The organism is Embleya sp. NPDC020886, assembly GCF_044333915.1.
Lineage (GTDB): Bacteria > Actinomycetota > Actinomycetes > Streptomycetales > Streptomycetaceae > Embleya.
On record NZ_JBIRRX010000014.1, the window covers coordinates 19522 to 41610 of the forward strand.

Annotated in this window: 27 protein-coding genes; 12 read left to right on the forward strand and 15 right to left on the reverse strand. The window is 71.5% G+C overall.

All coding sequences use genetic code 11. The features are described from left to right. Positions 1-33 precede the first annotated feature (33 nt). A complete protein-coding gene (locus ACH4U8_RS35550; protein ID WP_395782496.1) occupies positions 34-1662 on the forward strand; it encodes an ATP-binding protein in 1629 nt (542 codons plus the stop codon). Beyond that, positions 1659-2102, forward strand: coding sequence for a response regulator (locus ACH4U8_RS35555; RefSeq protein ID WP_360319318.1), 444 nt, complete (start codon positions 1659-1661; stop codon positions 2100-2102). The genes ACH4U8_RS35550 and ACH4U8_RS35555 overlap by 4 nt, the downstream gene beginning before the upstream one ends. A gap of 15 nt (positions 2103-2117) precedes the next feature. On the opposite strand, the gene ACH4U8_RS35560 is transcribed toward ACH4U8_RS35555, so the two are convergent. The 4 genes from ACH4U8_RS35560 to ACH4U8_RS35575 all read right to left on the reverse strand — a co-directional run bounded on the left by ACH4U8_RS35560 (position 2118) and on the right by ACH4U8_RS35575 (position 4142). Beyond that, on the reverse strand, positions 2118-2438 hold the full coding sequence (locus ACH4U8_RS35560) for a DUF2516 family protein (RefSeq protein WP_360319362.1): 321 nt from the start codon (positions 2436-2438) through the stop codon (positions 2118-2120). A 142-nt stretch (positions 2439-2580) separates the two neighbouring features. Continuing rightward, on the reverse strand, positions 2581-3078 hold the full coding sequence (locus ACH4U8_RS35565; RefSeq protein WP_360319316.1) for a hypothetical protein: 498 nt from the start codon (positions 3076-3078) through the stop codon (positions 2581-2583). A gap of 12 nt (positions 3079-3090) precedes the next feature. Then, positions 3091-3531: a helix-turn-helix transcriptional regulator gene (locus tag ACH4U8_RS35570; protein WP_360319314.1), complete on the reverse strand. Its 441-nt coding sequence runs from the start codon at positions 3529-3531 to the stop codon at positions 3091-3093. Between the two features lie 89 nt (positions 3532-3620). After that, positions 3621-4142, reverse strand: coding sequence for an ABC transporter substrate-binding protein (locus ACH4U8_RS35575; RefSeq protein WP_360319312.1), 522 nt, complete (start codon positions 4140-4142; stop codon positions 3621-3623). An 82-nt stretch (positions 4143-4224) separates the two neighbouring features. Here ACH4U8_RS35575 and dtd point away from each other — a divergent pair, with 82 nt between their 5' ends. Together dtd and ACH4U8_RS35585 are read left to right on the forward strand one after the other, a co-directional pair. Continuing rightward, a complete protein-coding gene (gene dtd / locus ACH4U8_RS35580) occupies positions 4225-4650 on the forward strand; it encodes a D-aminoacyl-tRNA deacylase (protein ID WP_360319310.1) in 426 nt (141 codons plus the stop codon). Between the two features lie 125 nt (positions 4651-4775). After that, positions 4776-4964, forward strand: coding sequence for a hypothetical protein (locus ACH4U8_RS35585; protein WP_078979320.1), 189 nt, complete (start codon positions 4776-4778; stop codon positions 4962-4964). 55 nt (positions 4965-5019) lie between these two features. Here the strand turns inward: ACH4U8_RS35585 and ACH4U8_RS35590 are convergent, their stop codons facing one another. From ACH4U8_RS35590 to ACH4U8_RS35600, 3 genes are all read right to left on the reverse strand, one after another. After that, positions 5020-5970 (reverse strand): YgfZ/GcvT domain-containing protein, encoded by a 951-nt coding sequence (locus ACH4U8_RS35590; RefSeq protein ID WP_395782497.1) that lies wholly within the window; start codon positions 5968-5970, stop codon positions 5020-5022. Between the two features lie 45 nt (positions 5971-6015). After that, on the reverse strand, positions 6016-6441 hold the full coding sequence (locus tag ACH4U8_RS35595) for a Fur family transcriptional regulator (RefSeq protein ID WP_360319304.1): 426 nt from the start codon (positions 6439-6441) through the stop codon (positions 6016-6018). A 75-nt stretch (positions 6442-6516) separates the two neighbouring features. Further along, the gene (locus tag ACH4U8_RS35600) at positions 6517-7032 is read right to left on the reverse strand and encodes an FABP family protein (protein ID WP_360319302.1); all 516 of its coding nucleotides are present in this window, start codon (positions 7030-7032) and stop codon (positions 6517-6519) included. A 242-nt stretch (positions 7033-7274) separates the two neighbouring features. Between ACH4U8_RS35600 and ACH4U8_RS35605 the strand changes: the two genes are divergently transcribed. Then, positions 7275-7637 (forward strand): DsrE family protein, encoded by a 363-nt coding sequence (locus ACH4U8_RS35605; protein ID WP_360319300.1) that lies wholly within the window; start codon positions 7275-7277, stop codon positions 7635-7637. Between the two features lie 24 nt (positions 7638-7661). On the opposite strand, the gene ACH4U8_RS35610 is transcribed toward ACH4U8_RS35605, so the two are convergent. The 8 genes from ACH4U8_RS35610 to ACH4U8_RS35645 all read right to left on the reverse strand — a co-directional run bounded on the left by ACH4U8_RS35610 (position 7662) and on the right by ACH4U8_RS35645 (position 13261). Beyond that, positions 7662-7985, reverse strand: a complete 324-nt coding sequence (locus ACH4U8_RS35610; RefSeq protein WP_360319298.1) for a multidrug efflux SMR transporter — start codon at positions 7983-7985, stop codon at positions 7662-7664. Between the two features lie 233 nt (positions 7986-8218). Further along, a complete protein-coding gene (locus ACH4U8_RS35615) occupies positions 8219-8512 on the reverse strand; it encodes a DUF1416 domain-containing protein (RefSeq protein ID WP_020552259.1) in 294 nt (97 codons plus the stop codon). A gap of 42 nt (positions 8513-8554) precedes the next feature. Beyond that, a complete protein-coding gene (locus tag ACH4U8_RS35620; RefSeq protein ID WP_360319296.1) occupies positions 8555-9394 on the reverse strand; it encodes a sulfurtransferase in 840 nt (279 codons plus the stop codon). Positions 9395-9629: 235 nt separating this feature from the next. Then, the gene (locus ACH4U8_RS35625) at positions 9630-9713 is read right to left on the reverse strand and encodes a putative leader peptide (RefSeq protein WP_360319360.1); all 84 of its coding nucleotides are present in this window, start codon (positions 9711-9713) and stop codon (positions 9630-9632) included. Positions 9714-9817: 104 nt separating this feature from the next. Next, entirely contained in the window at positions 9818-10663 is an 846-nt protein-coding gene (locus ACH4U8_RS35630; RefSeq protein ID WP_395782498.1) for an anti-sigma factor family protein, read from the reverse strand. Beyond that, complete coding sequence (locus ACH4U8_RS35635; RefSeq protein WP_395782499.1) at positions 10660-11310, reverse strand: sigma-70 family RNA polymerase sigma factor; 651 nt, start codon at positions 11308-11310, stop codon at positions 10660-10662. Before ACH4U8_RS35635 ends, ACH4U8_RS35630 begins: the two co-directional genes overlap by 4 nt. A gap of 116 nt (positions 11311-11426) precedes the next feature. Then, complete coding sequence (locus tag ACH4U8_RS35640; protein ID WP_395782500.1) at positions 11427-13004, reverse strand: hypothetical protein; 1578 nt, start codon at positions 13002-13004, stop codon at positions 11427-11429. Next, positions 13001-13261, reverse strand: a complete 261-nt coding sequence (locus tag ACH4U8_RS35645; protein WP_360319288.1) for a MoaD/ThiS family protein — start codon at positions 13259-13261, stop codon at positions 13001-13003. Before ACH4U8_RS35645 ends, ACH4U8_RS35640 begins: the two co-directional genes overlap by 4 nt. A gap of 449 nt (positions 13262-13710) precedes the next feature. Here ACH4U8_RS35645 and ACH4U8_RS35650 point away from each other — a divergent pair, with 449 nt between their 5' ends. The 7 genes from ACH4U8_RS35650 to pstS all read left to right on the forward strand — a co-directional run bounded on the left by ACH4U8_RS35650 (position 13711) and on the right by pstS (position 22066). Next, the gene (locus ACH4U8_RS35650) at positions 13711-14424 is read left to right on the forward strand and encodes a winged helix-turn-helix domain-containing protein (RefSeq protein ID WP_379988297.1); all 714 of its coding nucleotides are present in this window, start codon (positions 13711-13713) and stop codon (positions 14422-14424) included. Positions 14425-14590: 166 nt separating this feature from the next. Next, positions 14591-15610, forward strand: coding sequence for a LacI family DNA-binding transcriptional regulator (locus ACH4U8_RS35655; RefSeq protein ID WP_395782501.1), 1020 nt, complete (start codon positions 14591-14593; stop codon positions 15608-15610). A gap of 43 nt (positions 15611-15653) precedes the next feature. Next, on the forward strand, positions 15654-16595 hold the full coding sequence (mshD, locus tag ACH4U8_RS35660) for a mycothiol synthase (protein WP_395782502.1): 942 nt from the start codon (positions 15654-15656) through the stop codon (positions 16593-16595). 84 nt (positions 16596-16679) lie between these two features. Beyond that, positions 16680-18857, forward strand: a complete 2178-nt coding sequence (locus ACH4U8_RS35665; protein ID WP_395782503.1) for an RNA degradosome polyphosphate kinase — start codon at positions 16680-16682, stop codon at positions 18855-18857. Beyond that, positions 18844-19827 carry a CHAD domain-containing protein gene (locus tag ACH4U8_RS35670; protein ID WP_395782504.1) on the forward strand — a complete coding sequence of 328 codons (984 nt, stop codon included), beginning with the start codon at positions 18844-18846 and terminating at the stop codon, positions 19825-19827. The genes ACH4U8_RS35665 and ACH4U8_RS35670 overlap by 14 nt, the downstream gene beginning before the upstream one ends. Continuing rightward, positions 19820-20632 carry an NUDIX hydrolase gene (locus ACH4U8_RS35675; protein WP_379988295.1) on the forward strand — a complete coding sequence of 271 codons (813 nt, stop codon included), beginning with the start codon at positions 19820-19822 and terminating at the stop codon, positions 20630-20632. The genes ACH4U8_RS35670 and ACH4U8_RS35675 overlap by 8 nt, the downstream gene beginning before the upstream one ends. A 288-nt stretch (positions 20633-20920) precedes the next feature. Further along, a complete protein-coding gene (gene pstS / locus ACH4U8_RS35680) occupies positions 20921-22066 on the forward strand; it encodes a phosphate ABC transporter substrate-binding protein PstS (RefSeq protein WP_360319276.1) in 1146 nt (381 codons plus the stop codon). The last annotated feature ends 23 nt before the right edge of the window (positions 22067-22089 follow it).

Sequence of the window (22089 nt, forward strand, 5' to 3'; positions counted from 1 at the left end):
CACCGGACGCGGGGGCGCCAGGGCGGACCACGCATGCGCCAGGTCGTCGGCCTGGGCCTGGGCCTGCTCGCGCTGGTGATCGTGATCTCCGCAGTGGTGGGCGCGCTGGCGATATCCCGGTTGAACGACTCGCGGCACACCGTGCTCGACCGCCTGGAACCGGCCGCCAACGCCGCGCTGCGGCTGGAGAACGCGCTGATCGACCAGGAGACCGGCGTCCGGGGCTGGATCATCAGCGGCGACCCGAGCTTCCGCGAGCCGTACACGCAGGCCCGGGTCGAGGAGGACCGGGCGTACGCGAGCCTGGAGCGGCTGCTGCCGAACTCGGCCGAGGGAGAGCGGTTGCGCGCCGACCTGGCCGAGGTCAAGGCCCGGGCCGGGGCCTGGCGTGCGGCCTACGCGGAACCGGTCGTCGCCAACCGCACCGCCACCGCCGCGGGCTCGTCGCCGGATCAGGGCAAGGCCCTGTTCGACGCGGTGCGCGAGGCGACCGCCGCCCAGCAGGCCGACCTGGGCCGCGAGCGGGCCCAGGCCCGGGACGAACTCTCCGACGACGCGACCATGTTGACCGCGACGCTGATCACCGTGGCGACGCTGTTCGCCGGGCTGGTGGTGCTGATAGCGCTGCTGTTCCGGCGCATGGTCACCCGGCCGCTGGAACATCTGGGCGAGCAGGTCCGCCAGGTCACCGAGGGTCGGTACGGCCAGGCGCTGACCGGCCGGGGCCCGGCCGAGATCATCGACCTGGCCCACGACGTGAACTCGATGCGCGAACGCATCGTGGAGGAGTTGCACAGCACCGAGGCGGCCCGGGTGCTGATCGACGAGCAGGCGGAGGATCTGCGCCGCTCCAACGCGGAGTTGGAGCAGTTCGCCTATGTCGCCTCGCACGACCTGCAGGAACCGCTGCGCAAGGTGGCCAGCTTCTGCCAGCTCCTGGAGAAGCGCTACCGAGGCCAACTGGACGAACGCGCCGACCAGTACATCGCCTTCGCGGTGGACGGCGCCAAGCGCATGCAGACGCTGATCAACGACCTGCTCGCGTTCTCCCGGGTGGGCCGGTTGGACACCGAGCAGGGCGACGTCGACCTGCGGGAGTGCCTGGAGCACGCGTTGCAGGCGCTGGCCGTCGCACGCGAGGAGAGCGACGCGCGGATCACCGCGGACCCGCTGCCCACGGTGCCGGGCGACGGGCTGCTGCTGGGCCAGTTGGTCCAGAACCTGGTCGGCAACGCGATCAAGTTCCACGCCGAGGACGCGCCGCGCGTACATCTGGGCGCCCGTTGGGACGGCGAGCAGTGGGAGTTCTCCTGCGTCGACAACGGCATCGGGATCGAACCGCAGTACGCCGAGCGCATCTTCGTGATCTTCCAGCGGTTGCACCCCAAGGACGCCTACGGTGGCACCGGCATCGGCCTGGCGATGTGCAAGAAGATCGTCGAGTATCACGGTGGCCGGATCTGGCTGGACGCCGAGGGCACCGACGGCACCACGATCCGCTGGACCCTGCCCGGCCCGCCGCCCGATGCACCCCCGGGGCCGCGCGTATTGGCCCCGGCCCCGGAGGTACCGGAGCGCAGCCGGGATTCGCAACCGAACACGTCCGAACCGCAGTCCCAGGGACCGGCGGAAGAAGAAGCGGTACGAGGGAGCAACGCATGACCCACCCCGTCGCGGGAGCCATCGAGGTCTTGTTGGTCGAGGACGACCCGGGCGACGTGCTGATGACGCGCGAGGCGTTCGAGGACAACAAGGTCCGCAATTCGCTGCACGTGGTCAGCGACGGGGTCGAGGCGGTGGCGTTCCTGCGACGCGAGGGCGAGTACGCCGACGCGCCGCGCCCGGACCTGATCCTGTTGGACCTCAACCTGCCGCGCAAGGACGGCCGGGAGGTGCTGGAGGAGATCAAGGCGGACGAGGACCTGCGCCGGATCCCGGTGGTCGTGTTGACCACGTCCGAGGCCGAGGAGGACGTGCTGCGCAGCTACCACCTGCACGCGAACGCCTATGTCACCAAGCCGGTGGACTTCGAGCAGTTCATCAACGTGGTGCGGCACATCGACGAGTTCTTCGTCTCGGTGGTCAAGCTGCCGACCCGCTGAGCGCGCCGGGGCGGGTCACCAGGGGCCGTACGGTCCCATGTTGCGCCCGCCACCGCGACGGCCGGCGACGTCCTTGAGCGCGGGCCGCACGTCGACGAGGTAGACGATCGCCGCGACCAGGCCGGCGAGCATCAGGATCAGCCCCAGACCGATGGGCAGCACGTCGACCACGACCGCGATGCCGAGCACGATCAGCCAGAAGGACTTCTTCTTCTTGTCCGCGGCGCGGTACGCGTCCTCGCGCCGGAAGGCGGCGTCGAACAGGCAGAACACCTTGAGCAGCAGGATGCCGAGGAAGAGCCAGGTGAGCACCTGGTCGAACTTGGCCGTCAGCAGACCATCGGCCATGGCCAGTTCCATCGGTCCTCCTCTGCGCGGCCGCCGGGTGCCGCCACGTCGTGCGGGATTCCAGTCTGGCACGTCGGGTGCCACCTCGGGGGTTGCCGAGGCGGCACCCGGTGGATCGGTGTGCCCGGGGTCAGGCGTTCGCGCCGGCGGCCGGCTTGCCGGCGGAGTCGCCGACCTTGCGGGCGGCCTGCTCGACGGCGTCCGCCGCGGCGCCCGCGGCCTTGCCGGCGGCGGTGGCGGCGGACTTCGCCTGGGTCCGGGCGTTGGCGACGCCGCGCTTGGCCGCGGTCGTGGTGCCCTTGGCCTTGCTCTCGGTGGTGCGCACGGCCGCCTTGGCCTGCTTGGTGCTCTCCTGCCGGTCGACCCGCTTGACCAGTTTCTCGCCGCGGGCCGCCAGGTCGCCGTAGAGCTCCTTGGCCCGGTCCACCTGGGACTTGGCGAAGGTCTGGGTGCGGTCGGGCAGCGTCTGGAGGCGCTCGCGCAGCACCTTGGGGTCGGTGGTGACCTCGGCTCGGAAGCGGTCGGGCAGCTCCCGCAGCTTCTCCACCATCAGGTCGCCGGCACCGGCGACGGCGTACAGCGGGGTGCTGTCGGTCAAGGTCTTCTTCAGATCCGTGGCGATTGCCATGGTGTTCGGTTCCTAACTGCTGGAGATCGAGGTGTCGGTGGTGGCCCGGCCGGCCCTGCCGTTCTCGGTTTCGTCGGCGGCGCCCGGTTCGTCCCGCACGGCGCCGTCCTGTGCGTTCTCCTTGCGGAATGCCTCGTAGATCTCGATGAGGACCCGCTTCTGCCGGTCGTTGATCGCCGGGTCCGCCATGATCGCGGTGCGCACCTCACGGTCACCCTCCTCGCGTTCGTCGAGGATGCCCGCCTGTACGTAGAGCGTCTCGGCCGAGATCCGAAGCGCCTTGGCGATCTGTTGCAGAATCTCCGCGCTCGGCCGCCGCAAACCACGCTCGATCTGACTCAGATAGGGGTTCGAAACCCCGGCCGCCTCGGCGAGTTGCCGAAGCGAATATTGCGCGTTGCGGCGTTGCTCCCGGATGTACTCACCCAGCGAGCCGACGTTCAGACCAGCCATGGCCCCAGCATGCACACACCGTGCTTGCTATTGCAAGCACCCTGCTTGCAGTCGTATGCCTCGCCGAGGCGTGTCCCGCGCCGAAGGGCTCATCGGCCCGACAGCAGGTCTTCCACCTTCGCCTCGCCCTCGCGGTAGCGACGCGTGATCTCGGCGGCGCAGTCGTCGGCGGTGCGCTGCAGGCGATGCCGACGCGAGGACACCTCCTGCTCGTGGGTGCCGAGCTTGTCCAACGCCTCGCCCAGCTCCGCGTCGGTGTGCGCGGCCAGGTCGGACAGGCCCACGTCGGCGAGCAGTTGCTCGATCCAGCTCCGGTAGCGATCGGTGCGCGGCGGCTGGACGTTGACGTGTCGCGCGCCGCGGGTGGGCGGTCTGGACTCGGACAGGATCTCGGGCAGCCTGCCCACCACCGGCGAGGTCGGCTCGGCGCCGTCCCGGCCGGACCGACGGGCCAGCTCCGCACGCAGGATGTCGATCCGGCCCTGGAGCAGTCTCCGCAGATAGGACAGATCGTTCTCCTCGCGCTGGGCGTCCCGCATGAGTTCGCGAACCCGACTCAGCGTGAGTGCGCGGATGGCCTCCGGGGCCACTCCGTCGGGAAGATCCACCATGAGACGCATCGTGTCATGTCGGACAGACCACCGCGTGCCAATGCGGGGGAAGGGGGTCCGGACGGGTGTGCAGAATGGGGCCATGCGTGCCGTCCTGCAGGTCGTGACCGAAGCATCCGTGACCGTCGAGGGGGAGGTGGTCGGCTCGATCGTGGGCCCCGGGCTGTGTGTCCTGGTCGGCGTCACGCACACCGACACCCCCGAGATCGCCCGCCGGCTGGCCGCCAAGTTGTGGAGCCTGCGCGTCCTGGACGGCGAGAAGTCCTGCTCGGACCTGTCCGCGCCGCTGCTGGTGATCAGCCAGTTCACCCTGTACGGCGACGCCCGCAAGGGTCGCCGACCCACCTGGAACGAGGCCGCGCCGGGGCCGGTCGCCGAACCCCTGGTGGCCGAGGTGGTCGCCGCGCTGCGCGCGCTCGGTGCCGACGTGGCCACCGGCGTGTTCGGCGCCGACATGAAGGTCGCCCTCGTCAACGACGGCCCGATGACCCTCGTCGTGGACATGTGACGCGTGGGTTCGAGAACACGCCCAGACACGCCGGGATTCACCGGTTCCGGGGGTTCTCCCCATGTTCCCCGGGCGAACGGGGAAGGAGAATGGGCGTCGGGTACACCGACCGAAGGGGTTGGACCATGTCGCACCGCGGGCCGTACATCGCGGCCGGGATCGTCGTCGCCATCATCGCGCTGATCGTGCTGCCTTCGTGGATCGCCTGGACCATCGTGGCGGTCGCGATCGGCCTGCCGGTCGTCGCCTACTTCACCCTGGACCGCTCGCAGCGGCGGCGCCTGCACCGCATCCGCCGCCGCGAGATCCGCTAGAGCGGGTCCGGGATTCGGCCCGGGGCCGGGACGAACCGACCCGCGAGCCCCGGGGTCACGCGGGGACCACGATCTCCTGGGTCGCCGGCACCCCGCCGGCCAGGAGTTCGGCGTCCACCGCGGTGTTGCGCTTGATCAGCGCCAGCGCGATCGGGCCGAGTTCGTGATGGCGCACCGCGCTGGTGACGAAGCCGACCTGCCGGCCCGCCAGTTCGACCGGTGCGCCGTGCTCGGGCAGCTTCTCCGGGGTGCCGTCCAGGTGCAGGAAGACCAGCCGGCGCGGCGGTCGACCCAGGTTGTGCACCCGCGCGACCGTTTCCTGGCCGCGGTAGCAGCCCTTGTCCAGGTGCACCGCGGTGTCGATCAGGCCCAGCTCGTGCACGATCGTGCGGTGGTCGGTCTCCAGGCCCAGCCGAGGCCGGTGCGCGGCGATCCGCAGCGCCTCGTAGGCCCACATGCCGGCCGGGTTCGGGTGCTCGCGCCCGTACCGCTCCAGTCGCTCGCGAGGCAGGAACAGCTCGCGCCCGTACCCGGTGTCGCGCACCGCCACGTCCTTGGGCGGGTCGCCGCCGTCGCCCGCCTCGTGCACGATCGCGAAATCGGCGGACACGTCCGCGACCTCGACCCGCAACATGAAGCGCATCCGGTCCAGGAACTCGACCAGGGCCGGTGCCTCGCCGGGCTCCAGGTGGGCCAGGAACGCCTCGCCGTCGTCCACGCCGTACAGCGCGTGCTCGATGTGTCCGTGCGGGCTCAGCACGAGCGTCAGCGTCGCCTCGTGCGGCTTGAGCCCGGTCAGGTGCTGCGTGGTCAGCGAGTGCAACCAGCTCAGCCGGTCCGGACCGCTCACCCTGATCACGTCACGGTGCGAGAGGTCGACGAAGCCCTCGCCGGCCTCCAGCCGACGTTGTTCGCGCAGGGGGTCGCCGTAGTGCGCGGCGACGCCGGCGTCGGGGGCTTCCGCGGCGACCGCGCCGGGCAGGGACAACAAAGGACTCGTGGGCATACCCCCACAGTACGAGACCGGCCGGCCGGCGCGGTTGCCGCAGCCTCAGGGAACCCGGGCGGCGGTGCACTCGGCGCAGCGGCCGAAGATCGCGAAGTGCGCGAGGTCGATGTCGAACCCGTGCTCGGCGCGCAGCCGCTCGCCCATCGCGGCGGCGACCTCGGTGCCCACCTCGATCACCCGCCGACAGTCTCGACAGACCAGGTGCAGATGGCCGCCGACGTCCGCCGGATGGTAGGTCGGCGCGCCGTGGCCCAGGTGGGTGTGGGTGACGAGGTCGAGCTGTTCGAGCAGTTCGAGGGTGCGGTAGACCGTCGAGATGTTGATCCCGCCGGCGGTCTTGTGCACCTCGACCAGGATCTCGTCCGGCGTCGCGTGGCCCAGGGTGTTCACCGCTTCGAGGACGAGTTGGCGCTGCGGCGTGAGCCGGTAGCCCTTCTCCCGAAGTTCGTGCTTCCAGTCAGTGCTCACGCACGGAAGTTTACGAGTGTGGACCGGCCTCCGGGCGACCGCGCGCGGTCGCGTCCGGTTCGGCGCGCTCGTGCGTTATTCGGCCGCGAGGTCCGCGTCGACGCGCTTGAGCTGGGCGGAGACGTGGGCCTGGAGCGGCCGGCCCATGGCGGCCATGTCGTACGCGTACATCAACTCGCCCTTGACCAGGCCGTACAGCCGGTGTCCGGCGGTGTACTCCTTCGCGTCCGCGGTGCGCGCGACCACGTCGGTGCGCATCTCCAGCCGCGGGCCGTCCACCTTGCCGAGCCAGATCTCCACGATCCCGGTGGGGTGGGCGAGCGTCACGTCGATCGAGCCGTCCAGCTTCGAGCGCCAGAAGCCGGTCTCGGTGGCCAGCGGACGCACCCGCTCACCCGCGTCGTCGAGCAGCCAGGTGCGCGACGTGTAGGTGAGGAACGGCTTGTTCGCGATGTAGCCGAAGGTGACCTGCTGGCCGAAGCGGAACGCCTCGATGGTCGGGTAGTCGCCGACACCGGCGCCTTCCCAGGTGCCGAGCAGGAACGCGAGCGGGACGGCGTCGAAGTGCAGGTCGTCCGGGATTTCGATCATGGTGGGGCAGCCGCTTCCGGGGTCGGGTACGGCGGATCAGCCTACCGGGCCCGCGCTCAGTTCTGGCCCTTGTACAGCTTGGACACGGTCAGCGCGGCGAACCACGCGACGAGGACGCCGACCAAGGCCATCATGGCAATGAAGAAGATGTGCATCGCCCGGGTGCTCCTCATGCTTCGTACGCGGTGGGCCAGGTCGACCTGGCCGGGTGCCAAACGGCCTCAGTGTATAGGCTGCGGGCCGTGAAGCGATCTCTCGTGGTCAAGGTCACCGCAGGTCAGGACGCGCCGGAGCGTTGCTCCCAGGCGTTCACGGTGGCGTCGGTGGCGCTCGCGTCGGGCGTGGACGTATCGCTGTGGCTCACCGGCGAGTCGTCCTGGTTCGCGCTGCCCGGGCGCGCCGCCGAGTTCGAACTGCCGCATGCCGCGCCGCTGCCGGATCTGCTCGACGCGCTGATCGCGGGCGGGCGGGTGACCCTGTGCACGCAGTGCGCGGCACGCCGGGAGATCACCGGCGACGACGTACTGCCCGGGATCCGGATCGCCGGTGCCCAGGTGTTCGTCCAGGAAGCGCTCGCGGACGGCGCCCAGGCGCTGGTCTACTGAGCGTTCGCCGGGGCGGACCGGGGGTCAGTGGCTGATCCCGGAGATGTTCAGGCCGATCACGCCGAGCAGGACCAGGCCGATCGAGATCAGCTTGAGCGGCGAGGAGCCCTCGTTCAGGAGCCAGATGCCCACGAGCGCGGTGCCCGCCGCGCCGATTCCGGTCCACACCGCGTACGCGGGGCCGACCTCCAGCGACTTGAGCGCGTAGGTGAGCAGCCCGAAGCTGCCCAGCGCACAGACCGCGAAGCCGATCGTGGGCCACAACCGGGTGAATCCGTGGCTTTGTTTGAGCATGATGGCGAAGCCGGTCTCCAGGACTCCCGCGATGATCACGATCACCCATGCCACGTGTTGCCTCCCGGCGTCGCGCGTTGCCGTCGGTGTCCCCGCACTCCGAAGGTTCTGCCCCCCGGCAGATCCACCGAAGATACGGAAACCTTTCTGCCCTTGCGACCCCGGGCACACACCCCGAACGGACTCCACCCCTCCCCCGAGCACGTGGGGAGGGGTGGAGCCGTTTTTCCGCCGATCGGCCACGGGATCCATGGGTGTACGTCCGAAGGAGTCCCGCCCGGTCGGGGTCAGACCGCGATCTCGACCTCGGCGACGGTGCCCTTCTCGGACACCACGACGCTGCGGTCCACGGTCGCGCCGGGCACGAGTGCCCGCACGGTCCAGTTGCCCGGCGCCGCGAAGAACCGGAACTGGCCGGTCGCGGACGTGGGCACCTCGGCGGTGAAGTCGCCGCCCGCGTCGAGCAGGCGCACGTAGCCGTTGATCGGCTGCCCGCCCTTGGTCACCGCCCCCTGGATGATGGTTTCCTTCGCCACGTCAACTCCTGCCAGATCCGGGCCGCCGGCCTTCGCACCGCACATCGTTCTTGCTCCCTGAAGTCGGGTAGGTGGGGTAGCCGACGCTCACTTGCCGTCGCCGAGCTCGATCGGCACGCCGACCAGCGCGCCGTACTCGGTCCACGAGCCGTCGTAGTTGCGGACGTTGCCCTGCTCCAGCAGCTCGTGCAGGACGAACCAGGTGTGCGCGGAGCGCTCGCCGATCCGGCAGTAGGCGATGGTGTCCTTCGCCAGGTCCACGCCCTCGCCCTCGTACAGCGCGGTGAGTTCCTCGTTGGTCTTGAAGGTGCCGTCGTCGTTGGCGGCCTTCGACCACGGGATGTTCTTCGCGGTCGGCACGTGGCCGGCCTTCTGCGACTGCTCCTGCGGCAGGTGCGCCGGGGCGAGCAGCTTGCCGGAGAACTCGTCGGGCGAACGCACGTCGACCAGGTTCAGCGAACCGATCGCGGCGAGCACGTCGTCGCGCCAGGCGCGGATCGAGGTGTCCTGCTCCTTGGCCACGTAGTTCGTCGCGGCGCGCTCGGGCACCTCGACGACCAGCTCGCGCGAGTCGAGCTCCCACTTCTTGCGACCGCCGTCGAGCAGCTTGACGTCGCCGTGGCCGTAGAGCTTGAAGTACCAGTAGGCGTAGGACGCGAACCAGTTGTTGTTGCCGCCGTAGAGCACGACGGTGTCGTCGTTGGAGATGCCCTTGGCGGACAGCAGCGCGGAGAAGCCGGCCTCGTCGACGAAGTCGCGCTTGACCGGGTCCTGCAGGTCGTCGCGCCAGTCGATGCGCACCGCGCCGCGGATGTGGTTCTTGACGTAGGCGCTGGTGTCCTCGTCGACCTCGACGAGGACGACCTTCGGGTCGTCCAGGCGGGCCTGGACCCAGTCGGCGTCTACCAGAACGTCGGAGCGGCTCATGGGGATACCTCCGGTGCAGAGTGCGCGGGATTGCCGCGGATGTGGCGGTACGCGGTCTCGGGGTACACCCGGGCGTGCCGCGGCGCCGCGGCAGGCGGGGGTGTGGGTGTGTCCGTGGTTGCTACGCGAGGGCCGAGTGCCCGTTCCACCGCGTCGTCACGCGGTTCGGGCCCCGGGTCCGACGGCCGGTCGCGATCCGCCTCGGGCGGATCGCCGATCGACGACTGTCGGCAAGTCAGTCAGCGCAACACAGGCAGGTCTGCGTGCGGCACAGGTCCACTGCGCGCCGCTTGGTGAGGTCGTCCGCCTGTCGCTTCACACCATCGATCGTAGGGACGGTAGGCCACTCGTGTCATGCATGGCTCAGGATGTGAGACAAAATTGTCCGCCCATTGAGATGGGCGGACAATTAATGCCGATTTGTCAGGGTTGTGCGGGTGGAATCTCCAGCAGTTGCTCGCCGTCGCCGACGGTTTTGACGGCGAACCGGGTGATCTCGCCGACCGGGATGCTGGTCGCGCCCCGAATCGGGTCGCCGGGTCCGTAGTCGCCGGTCGGGACCACCCACGAGGACGCGGTCTCCACCCGGCCCCGGGTGCCGTAGACGTCCAACTGGCAGCGGGTCCCCGGCCGGATGCCGGACAGGGACAGATCCACACTGCTGCCCCACGCGGTCGCGGCGTAGCGCAGCTCGGCGCCCATGCCCGAGCGCGGGTCGCCGCCGCGGGCGATCCGGCCGCCCGGCTGTCCGGGCGGTTGTCCCAGCGGCGTCGCGGTGCCGGCCGGGCCGGCCGTCCCGGACGGGCGACCCGGGGACGCGGTCGGCGGTGCGGCCAACGGGTCGCCGGTGTCCGAGGTGTCGCCGAGGGCCCAACCGGTGAACCCGGCGAGCACCATCAGCACGGCCGCCGCGGCGGCCACCAGATGGCGCGACCGGCGGCGCCGATCCGCCTGCCGGGCCGCGGCGGACAACACGTGTGCGGGTGCGGCGCCGTTCGCGGCCACGCCGCTGGCCTGCGCCTCGGCCTCGGTCAGTCGGGCGAGCAGGGCGGGCAGGCCCGCGAGTTCCTCGTATTCGGCCCGGCAGCGCGGGCAGGTGGCCACGTGTTGGCGGACCCGGGCGGCCTCGTTCTCGGCGAGGGCGCCGACCACGAACGCGCCGAGGTCCAGGCGGGCCACCGCACAGCCCAGCCGGGCGGGCGGGCCCGCGGGCCGCGCGTCGGGAGCGGTGCCGTTCGCCGTCGCGTTCTCGTCCCCGGTGTCCGTCACGGGACCAACCCCCTTTCCTCCAGAGCCACGCGCAGCGCTCGCAGCGCGTAGTACGTCCGCGATTTGACCGTGCCCTCGGGCACGCCCAGCGTCTTGGCCGCGTCGGCCACCGAACTGCCCCGGTAGTAGGTCTCCAGCAGCACGGCACGATGCTCGGGGCTCAGCGCGGCCATCGCGTCGGCGACGTCCCACGCGAGCACGGCCCGGTCGAACTCGGCCTCGGCGCCCTCGTCCGCCACCGTCGCCAGCACCGCGTCGCCGGTCTCGGGCGGTCGGGCCCGTCGGGCGCGGCCGACGTCGATCACCACGTTGCGGGCCACGGTGCACAACCAGCCCCGCACCGAGCCCCTGGTGGGGTCCAGCGCCTCGGGGTGCCGCCAGGCCCGCAGCAGCGTCTCCTGGACCACGTCCTCGGCCCAGGCCCGGTCGCCGCCGGTCAGGCGCAACGCGAAACCCAGCAGCGGGCCGCCGTGCTCGAGGTAGAGCGTGCGGATGACCGCTTCGTCGGCGGTCGATATTCGCGAGGCGGAGTGCAGTGGATCGGCGGCGGGCCGCGCGTCCCCGGCGGGGGGCCGGGCCAGGAAGGCCCGGGCCGCCGCCGGATCCGCCTGGGCCTGGACGCCGAGCAGTTCCGAACGTTGTTGCACACCCTCTGCACGGGTGGGCGGGTCCGGCGGTTCATCCCGGCTCCCGGGACGGGACCGGCGGTGTATCCACGGCATGGCCGCATCCTCCCGTGGCGGAGCCGCCGCCGTACGGATAATCAGCCGATCATGACCCTGCCCAGCAAATACGCGGCCGGAGCGGCGAGTGCGAGGGGCAGGGACACTCCGGCGGTGAAGTGAACGAACCTGGACGGATGGTCGTAGCCGGCGACCCGCCGGCCGAGCAGCCCGAGCGCCGCGGCCGCGGCACCGAGCAGTACGGCGTACTGCGTGTCGCCGCCGAGCTTGATCGCCACGATCGCGCCGGCCCCGGTGCCGAGCAGCCAGGACGGGATCGGTGCGACGGCCGGCGGCAGTGGCATCGCCCGCACCAGTGTGGCGACACCGGCGGCGAACACCGCGGCCACCACGGCCGTGCCCGCGTCGATCGGCCCGCCGTGCAGTTCGCCCGCGACCAGGTAGGCGACGTCGAACGCGGTGATCAACGCGGCGGACGTGGTCACCGTGAGCGCGGGCAACAACTCGCCCGGCCGGGCGCCACCGCGCGCCTGGAGCGCGAGCATCACCAGCAACGTCCCGGCGAGCACGGCGGGCACGCTCGCCAGGCCCTGCTCACCCTTGGCGTAGACCGCGACGTCGGTGGCCAGGGCGGCGAGCACCACCAGCGCGATGCCCTGCCGCGCGGGCCACATGCCGTTGAGCCGAAACCACCCGGCGGCGGTGAGCACCTGCAGGAACACGACGCCCAGCGCGAGGGCCGGCTTGCCGGCGATCGCGGTCACCGCCAGGACGCCGGCCAGGCCGACCGTGCACAGTCCGGGCAACAGGCCCGGCGGATCCCAGATCGGCGTCCGGGCCGAGCGCGCGGGCGCCTCGCCGGTGCGCTGGGCCGGCACCCGCGCGAGGCGGCGCCCGGAGGCGGCGGGAGCGTCGTACCCGGCGGGCGCGTCGATCGGGTGGTCGGGATCGAAGTCGGGGTCGAAGTCGGGATGGTCGCGCTCGTGGTCGAACGCGGTGTGCTCGACCGCCTCGTCGCGCAGGTGGTCGTCCTCGGCTCGATACCCGCCGTACGAATCCGGCCCGGTCCCGGGAATCGGCTCGACGATGGCCGGCAGCACACTCGTCGCGCCGCCCTGGTCCGCCTGGTCCGGGTAGGCCGAGCCGTAACCGTCCGACCCGGGCTCGACGAGCGCGGGCGACATCGCGGTGGCGTCCGGATAGCCGTACCCGCCGGGGGGCGTGCTCGAGACGGGTTCGGCGTACTCCTGCGGGGCCTGCGCGTAGGAGTCCTGCGGATAGCCCTCGTGCGGATAGGACTGCCCGCCGTAACCGTCCTGTGTGTAGCCGTCCTGTGGGTGGCCGTCCCGGGGGTAGCCCTCGTGCGGAGGGCCTTGCGCCGGGTAGGCCGCCGGATAGCCGTACGAGCCGTGCTCGCCCGGCTGCGCGTACTGCCCGGGCTCGACGTAGCCGCCGAGCTGCCCGTCGTACGCCTCGGGGGCGGGTGTGCCGTACGACTGGCCGTAGTACTCGCCGGGCGCCGCGAACGCCTGCTCGCCGCCGTGGCCCGGGCCCGGCAGGCCCGGGTCGAACGCGGGCTCGCCGGGGTGCGCGGCGGGGTCGTAGCCGCCCGGTTCCTCGTATCGGTCGCCGGTCGGGCGCCCGCGCCGGCCGCTCATCCGCCGGCGAAGGGAGGCAGGACCTCGACGGTGCCGCCCTCGGTCAGGGTGATCGCCGTGTGGTCGCGCCGCCCGACCGGGTCGCCGTCCACGACGAACGAGCAGTTCGCGACGACCGCGCCGAAGCGGACCGACTCGCCGTGCCGCTCACGGGCGCGTCGCAGCGCCTCGGCGAGGGTGGCCGCGTCGTACGGCTCCTCGGCCGTGCCTGCGGCTTCCTTCGCCGCGGCCCAGTACCGCATGGTGCCGACCGCCATCGCGCGCCCTCCCGTGTGTCCGTGTCCGCGTCGCAACCTCCGACGCCGACGGCCCCGAAGTTGTGCAGCATCCATGATGACGCCTTCGCAACGACACCCACGCCGCGCTCCGCCCGCGCCACGAACCGGTGAACCCGCGAGTGCCGGAAATCGGGTCCCCGGGCTTGTCGCGCGCCGATCCGCGGGTCGAGTGGGGTGTGGCATTCCGGTGAAAGGTGGGGTCGCGGGTGTCCGCAGTGCGGGAAGATTCCCGGGTAGGTCGGTTCCTACGAGACATGTTCGCTATCCTGGCCCCGCAGGTTCACCTCCGATGACGGGCACACCCCACGGACCCCAGAAGTGGTTCCCGACGGGTTACGGAATCGGACGAGCCGGCGACCAATGAAGGATCCGGGCGACGATGCCCCGGGTCCTTTCGTGTTTTGTGCCTGCTTTTGGGAGGTGTCCCGTTGAGTGCACTGCTGCTGCTCACGAACGCGCTCCAGCCGTCGGCCGAGGTGCTGCCCGCGCTCGGTCTGCTGCTGCACCAGGTACGCGTGGCCCCGGCCGAGGCGTCCGCGCTGGTCGACGCGCCGGCCGCGGACGTCATCCTGGTCGACGGTCGGCGTGACCTCCCCCAGGTGCGCAGTCTGTGTCGGGTGTTGCGGACCACCGGGGTCGGGGCCCCGCTGGTGCTGGTGGCCACCGAGGGTGGGCTGGCCGCGCTGACCGCGGACTGGGGCGTGGACGACGTGCTGCTGGACACCGCCGGGCCCGCCGAGGTCGAGGCCCGACTGCGGCTGGCGATCGGCCGGCTCCAGGCGGCGCAGGGGGGCGAGGACGAACCCACCGAGATCCGCAACGGCGACCTGAGCATCGACGAGGCCACCTACAGCGCGAAGCTGCGCGGGCGGGTGCTGGACCTGACCTTCAAGGAGTTCGAACTGATCAAGTACCTCGCGCAGCACCCGGGCCGGGTGTTCACCCGGGCCCAGTTGTTGCAGGAGGTATGGGGTTACGACTACTTCGGCGGCACCCGCACGGTCGATGTGCACGTGCGCCGACTGCGGGCGAAACTCGGGCCCGAGCACGAGTCGTTGATCGGTACGGTGCGCAACGTCGGCTATCGGTTCGTGGTGCCCGATCGCGGCGTCGGCGAGCCCGCGCTCGCCGAACGTACGTGATTCGTCGCTCGGCGCCGGCCCGGTCGGCGTGGCCGACGGGGCGTCGGTTCCGGTGCAGTACGGCACAAAGCAGACTTATACGGAATAACGCGGAGGAGCATCCCGTCCCGCGTCCAGGTTGTGAACTCCCGTGAGTGGCGCCGGTCCCCGTCCCTACAATGACCGCGTGCCCAAAGTGACCCGCGACGACGTCGCCCGCCTCGCGGGGACCTCCACCGCGGTGGTCTCCTACGTCGTCAACAACGGCCCGCGCCCGGTCGCGCCGGCCACGCGCGAGCGTGTGCTCGCCGCGATAGACAAGCTGGGTTACCGGCCCGACAGCGTGGCCCAGGCGATGGCCAGCCGGCGCACCAACCTGATCGGCCTGGTGCTGCCCGACGCCCGGCAGGCCTTCTTCGCCGAACTCGCGCACACCGTCGAACAGGCGGCGTTCGAGCAGGGTCGGCTGGTGTTGATCGGCAACTCCGACTACGAGGACGACCGCGAACTGCACTACGTGCGCGCGTTCCTCGGCATGCAGGTGTCCGGGCTCGTGCTGGTCAGCCAGGGCCCCTCGGAGCGCGCCGCGCGCGAGATCGCCACCCGGGACGTGCGGGTGGTGCTGATGCACCGTCAGCCCGATGCACTCGGCGGTGACGCGGTCATCCTGGACGACGTCGAGGGCGCCTACACCGCGGTCCGCCACCTGCTCGACACCCACGGCTTCACCCGGGTGGACTGCCTGGGCGGTCCGCCCAGCACGCCGGACTCGGGCGACCCGGTGACCGACCACGTCACCGGCTGGCGGCGGGCGATGACCGAGCGCGGATTGCCCACCGAGGGTCTGCTGCACGAGGCCCCCTTCGGCCGGTTCGGCGCCTATCGGGTCGCGCTGGCGCTGCTGACCGGCCCGGATCGGCCCCGGGCGCTGTTCTGCTCGACCGACGACCAGGCGATGGGTGTCCTGCACGCCGCCCGCGAGGCGGGTGTGCGGGTGCCGGACGACCTCGCCGTGGTCGGCTTCGACGACATCGCCGAGGCGGCGATCGCCGATCCGCCGCTGACCACGGTGACCTCCGACCGGCCGGGCATGGCCCGCGCCGCGGTGGAGCTGGCGTTGGAGCGCGAACCGGCCGCCGCGGGCGACCCCCGGGTGCGTACCTTCCCCTCCACGCTGGTGGTCCGCCGTAGTTGCGGCTGCGGCTGACGGCGGCGCGACGGCCCGCGACGTCGCTCAGTACCGTGGGGCCATGGACCTCGCGGATGTGTCGATCGAGACGGTGAATCGGGCCTCGGCGGAAGACGCCTCGGCCGTGTCGGCCCTCGCGGAGGCCGCGGCCGGCGTCGACGGCGCCTCGCCGCTGTCCGAGCAGTCCCGGCTGGAGCTGCGGCACGGCGCGCCGGCCGCGCGCGAGGTGCTCGCCCGCGACGGCGGCACGATCGTCGGCTTCGCGCACTTGGACGGCTCGGACCCGGTGGACGGCCCGTCGGCCGAACTGTTCGTCGCGCCGCACGCGCGCGGCGCGGGCCTGGGCCGGGCGCTGCTGGAGGCGCTGGCGGCCGAGGCGGCCCGAATCGACGCGGACGGCCGGTTGCGGGTGTGGGCGCACGGCAAGCTGCCCGCGGCCGAGCGGCTGGCCGCGGCGCTGGGCTTCACCGCGTTCCGCGAGTTGTGGCAGATGCGCCGCGCGGGTGCCACCCCGGCCCCCGCCCCGGACCTGCCGACCGGCGTGCGGCTGCGCACCTTTCGCCCCGGCGTGGACGACGCGGCCTGGCTCGCGCTCAACGCCAAGGCCTTCGCGCACCACCCCGAGCAGGGCGCGTGGACGGCGGACGACCTGGGCCGCCGGTTCGCCGAACCGTGGTTCGACCCGGCCGGTTTCTTCCTCGCCGAGGACACCGGCACCGGCGAGTTGCTCGGCTTCCACTGGACCAAGACCCACCCCGCGACCGCGGACTCGGGCCCGCTGGGCGAGGTGTACGTGGTCGGGGTCGACCCGGCCGCGCAGGGTCGCGGGCTCGGCGCGCTGCTGACCGCGGTGGGGCTGCGGCACCTGGCCGAGCGCACCGTCGAGGGCCGTCCGCTCGCCGAAACACTGCTGTATGTGGACGCGGACAACGAGGCGGCCGTCAAGGTGTACACCCGTTTGGGCTTTCGCGTACACACTGTCGACGTGATGTACCGGCGCTGAACACGGTGTGAAACCTGGCGAACATCTGTTTCGGGTCGGGGCCACGCAGGTGCACATAGACCGCCGCGAAAAGACAATGGTCTGATGAACGCCGAGACTCCCGCCGCTCGATCCTCCCGCCACCTGACCGTGGCGGTGCCGCCCGTGAAGGCCGGCGGCACGGCCGCGGTCGCCGCGACCTCGCCGCACGCGGAGGTCGAGTTGCCGCCGGACCGGTTCCTGGACCGGGAGGGAAGCTGGCTGGCGTTCAACGAACGGGTGCTCGAACTCGCCGAGGACCCGAACACCCCGCTGCTGGAGCGGGCCCGCTACCTGGCCATCTTCGCGTCCAACCTGGACGAGTTCTTCATGGTCCGGGTGGCCGGTCTCAAGCGCCGGATCGCCACCGGCCTCGCGGTGCGCGCGGCCAGCGGGCTGCAGCCGCGCGAGGTGCTGGAGAACATCTGGTCGCGCAGTCGCGCGCTGATGGCCCGGCACTCCACGTGCTTCCACCACGACGTGCTGCCCGCTCTCGGCGAGGCCGACGTCCAACTGCTGCGCTTCGACGACCTGACCGACGGCGAGCGGCAGTCGTTGTACGCGCTCTTTCGCGAGCGGGTCTTCCCGGTGCTCACCCCGCTGGCGGTGGACCCGGCACATCCGTTCCCGTACATCTCCGGCCTGTCGCTGAACCTGGCCGTGATCGTGCGCAACCCGCGCTCGGGCAACGAGCACTTCGCCCGGGTCAAGGTGCCGCCGCTGCTGCCGCGCTTCGTGGAGACCTCGCCGGCCCGCTTCGTGCCGCTGGAGGAGGTGATCGCGGAATTCCTCGGTGATCTGTTCCCGGGCATGGACGTGCTCGGCCACCACGCCTTCCGGGTCACCCGCAACGAGGACCTGGAGGTCGAGGAGGACGACGCGGAGAACCTGCTCCAGGCACTGGAGCGGGAGCTGATGCGCCGCCGGTTCGGCCCGCCGGTCCGGCTGGAGGTCGAGGAGACCATCGACCCGCACGTGCTCGACCTGTTGGTGCGCGAGCTGGGCGTGGGCGAGAAGGAGGTCTACCCGCTGCCCGGTCCGCTCGACCTGACCGGTCTGCACGCGATCGCCGACCTGGACAAGCCCGAGCTCAAGTTCCGCCGCTTCGTCGCCGGCACCCATCGCGACCTGGCCGAGGTGGAGACCGCGCAGGCCGCCGACGTGTTCGCCGCGATGCGCAAGCGCGACATCCTGGTGCACCACCCCTACGACTCGTTCGCCACCTCGGTCCAGGCGTTCCTGGAGCAGGCCGCGGCCGACCCCGACGTGCTCGCGATCAAGCAGACCCTGTACCGCACCTCGGGCGACTCGCCGATCGTGGACGCCCTGGTGGACGCGGCCGAGTCCGGCAAGCAGGTGCTGGTCCTGGTCGAGCTCAAGGCCCGCTTCGACGAACACGCCAACATCACCTGGGCACGCAAGCTGGAGCAGGCCGGTTGCCATGTCGTGCACGGCGTGGTGGGACTCAAGACACACTCCAAGCTGAGCCTGGTGGTCCGCCAGGAGGGTGACGCGCTGCGCCGCTACTGCCACATCGGCACCGGCAACTACAACCCGAAGACCGCCCGGCTCTACGAGGACCTGGGCCTGCTGACCGCCGACCCGCAGGTCGGCGAGGACATGTCGAACCTGTTCAACCGGCTCTCCGGCTACTCGCGCGCGCAATCGTTTCGACGCCTGCTGGTAGCCCCGCACTCGTTGCGCAACGGGCTGGTCGAACGGATCGAGCGCGAGGTGACCAACCACGAGCAGGGGCTGCCGGCATACGTCCGGCTCAAGTCGAACTCGCTGGTCGACGAGCTGGTGATCGACGCGCTCTACCGCGCCTCGCAGGCCGGCGTGCCGATCGATTTGTGGATCCGGGGCATCTGCGCGCTGCGCCCGGGCGTCCCCGGTCTGTCCGAAACAATCCGAGTGCGCAGCATTCTCGGGCGATTTTTGGAACACTCCAGGGTGTGGGTATTCGCCGGCGCCGGCGAACCGGAGGTGTGGATCGGCAGTGCCGACCTGATGCACCGCAACCTGGACCGCAGGGTCGAGGCGGCGGTGCGACTGCGCGGCGATCGACACCGCGACGAGATGACGTCCTTCATGGACCTGGGGATGAGCGCGGAGACCGCGTCCTGGCATCTGGACCGGGACGGCACCTGGACCAGGCACGCGACCGCGGCCGACGGCAGCCGGCTTCGTGACGTGCAGGAGCACCTCATCGAGACCCGGAGGCGCAGACGTGGCCCGGAGTAAGCAGGCGACCACCATTCCTCGGCAGCGCGCGGCGGCCGAGGACACCTCGGCGGGCGCGATCCTGCTCGCCCATCTGGTCGGCGAGGCCGGCGCGTTCATCGACGAACTGCCCCGGCTCGACGCGGGCGAGGAGGAGGCCGCGCACAACGCGCGGGTGGCCGCCCGGCGGATCCGCAGCGCGTTGGCCACGTGCGGTCCGCTCCTGGAGCCGGAGCCGGCTACCCGCCTGCGCGCCCGGTTGCGCGAGGCGGCGGACGCCCTCGCGGGCGAGCGGGACGCCGAGGTGCTGCTGGAGCGCCTGCTGGCCGACCTGGACACGCTGCCGGAGCGTCCCGGCTCGGCCCGGGCCCGGGCGATCGTCACCCGCCGGCTGCGTGGCGATCTGGGCACGGGGCGGGCCCGGGCGCTGTCCGCGCTCGGTTCGGGGCTGTTCACCACGCTTTCCGCGGACCTGGTGGAGCCGGCTCTGGGGCTGACCTTCACCGAGCGGGCCGGGGCATCGGGCGCCGAGGTCCTGCCCGCGCTGGTCGGCCGGACGCTGCGCAAGCTGGACCGGGCCGCAGACGCGCTGCCGCTGGCGGCGGCGGGCGTGCCCCATCCGGCCGACCGGGTCGGGTTCACCCCGTACGCGGGCACCGACGACGAGTCCTGGCACCGGGTGCGGATCCTGGCCAAGCGGGCCCGCTACGCCGCCGACATGTGCGTGCCCGCGTTCGGCCCGCCGGCCGCGCGGCTGGCCCGGCGGCTCAAGGCGGTGACCGAGGTGCTCGGGGTGCACCAGGACGCCACCATCGCCGCCGACGCGGTGGCCGAACTCGCCGCCGCTCCCCGGATCGGCGGGTCCGCCGCCTTCGTGCTGGGCGAGTTGCACGCGTACGAGCGGCGGGTGGCCACGGAACGGCGGTACGCGTTCACGCGGGTGTGGCCCAAGGCGGGCTCCCCGGAAGTGCGGGCGTGGCTCGATGGATGACCCACCCGGAGCCGCGCCCGCCGAACACGACCCGGTACTCGCCGCGGGCGCGGTGTTGTGGCGTCGGATGGGGGACGCGGTACAGGTCGGGTTGGTGCATCGGCCGCGCTACGACGACTGGTCCTTCCCCAAGGGCAAGCTGGAGCCGGGCGAGCCCTCGGTGGTGGCCGCGGTCCGCGAGATCGCCGAGGAGACCGGGTATCGGGCCATCCTGGGGCGCGAGTTGGGCGTGCGCAGCTATCCGATGCACTCGCGCCGTCGACTCAAGATCAACCGCTACTGGGTCGCCGAGGCGGTCGCGGGCGACTTCGTGGCCAATGCCGAGGTGGATCGCATGTGGTGGGGTCCGCCGGCGGAGGCCGCGACGCTGGCCGGGACGCCGGACTACACCGCGTCGCTGACCGACGCGTTTCGCACCGGGCCGCCGCCCGCGACGGTGCCGGTCCTGGTGTTGCGCGCGGGCCCCGCGTTCGCCCGGCAATTGGTGCCGATGCTGGCCGCGTTCGGACCGGTGGAGGTGTACGGCTGCGCGGAGCCGGCCGCCGCCGCGACGGTCGCGCCCTATGTGGCGGCGGTGGGGGCGCGGGTGCGGGCGGGTGCGTATTCGGTCGCCCGAGCGCTGCGCGGCGGGCGGCCGACGCTGCTCTGCGCACCCGTTCCGGACCTGCCCGGCGTCGCCCCCGGGGTGGCCGGCACCCGGCTGGCCGCCGAGCCGTTGTTGCCCGGGGAGTTCGCGGTATTGCACGCGTGGGCGGGTCGAGTCGTGGCCATGGGCCGTTACGCTCCCTACCCGACGGGAAGCTGAGCACTTGGTCAAGCCGTGATCACGGTTTGCCCAACGTCACACTGCACCCGTCTGAACATCGCGTGAACAAGATTCGGCTGTCCCGACAAAGCCCCAGTTCACGGGTAGTAAATGGCCACATGAACGGACAATTCATCCAGCGGTCGGCTTATCTGACTCGACCGTTCGAGTTCACCCTCGGTTCACTTTGCGCGGCGGATCGCTTCATTCTCACGGCCTAACTTCGTCCATGACGGCGACCGTTCGGGTCGTCGCACCACGAGTTGAGTTCGATCGAAAGGGAGCGCCGTGACCATTCGGCCCCGCAGTGTCCGTCGCGGTATCGGCTTCACCGGCCTGGCACTCGCCGGCGCGCTCACGCTGGCCGCGTGTGGCTCCGACGACAACAGCTCGGGTGACGACAAGAAGTCGTCGACGAAGGCCGCGTCCGCCCCCGGCGCCGAGGCGCCCAAGGGTGACTGCGGTACCGGCAAGCTCGCCGCCGCCGGCTCCAGCGCCCAGAAGAACGCGATGGACGAGTGGATCAAGGCGTACCAGGCCAAGTGCTCCGGTGCCTCGATCGACTACGCGTCCTCGGGCTCGGGCACCGGTCGTCAGTCGTTCTTCGACAAGCAGGTCACCTTCGCCGGCTCCGACTCGGCGCTCAAGCCGGAAGAGGTCGCCAAGGCCGGCGCCGCGTGCGCCCCCGGCCAGGCGATCAACCTGCCGATGGTGACCGGTCCGATCGCGATCGCGTACAACGTCTCCGGCGTCAAGGACCTGGTCCTGGACGCGAAGACGATCGCGGGCATCTTCGCCGGCAAGATCACCAAGTGGGACGCCGCCGAGATCAAGGCGCTGAACCCGAACGCGCAGCTCCCCGGCACCGCGATCCAGACCGTGCACCGCTCCGAGGCCTCGGGCACCACCGAGAACTTCACCAAGTACCTCAAGGCCGCGGCCGGTGCCGACTGGACCTTCGACGCGGCCCAGGACTGGAAGGCCCCGGGCGGTCAGGGTGCCAAGGGCAGCGAGGGTGTCGCCTCCATCGTGAAGTCGACGCAGGGCGGCATCAGCTACATGGAGCAGTCCTACGCGGAGAACTCCGGCCTGGGCATCGCGCAGATCAACACGGGCGCGGCGGCACCGGTCAAGCTCACCCCCGAGGCCGCGGGCAAGGCCGTCGAGGCCGCCAAGATCGTCGGCACCGGCAACGACCTGAAGCTGTCGGTCGACTACGCGACCAAGGCCGAGGGTGCCTACCCGATCATCCTGGTCACCTACGAGATCGTCTGCGAGAAGGGCACCGCCGCGGACAAGCTCCCGCTGCTGAAGTCCTTCCTCAACTACACCTCCAGCGCCGAAGGCCAGAAGGTCCTCGCGGGCATCGGCTACGCGCCGCTCCCGACGACGGTCGCGGACAAGGTCCGCGCCGCCGTGGCCGGTCTGTCCTAGTCCGAGCCCGCTGAGCGACCGAC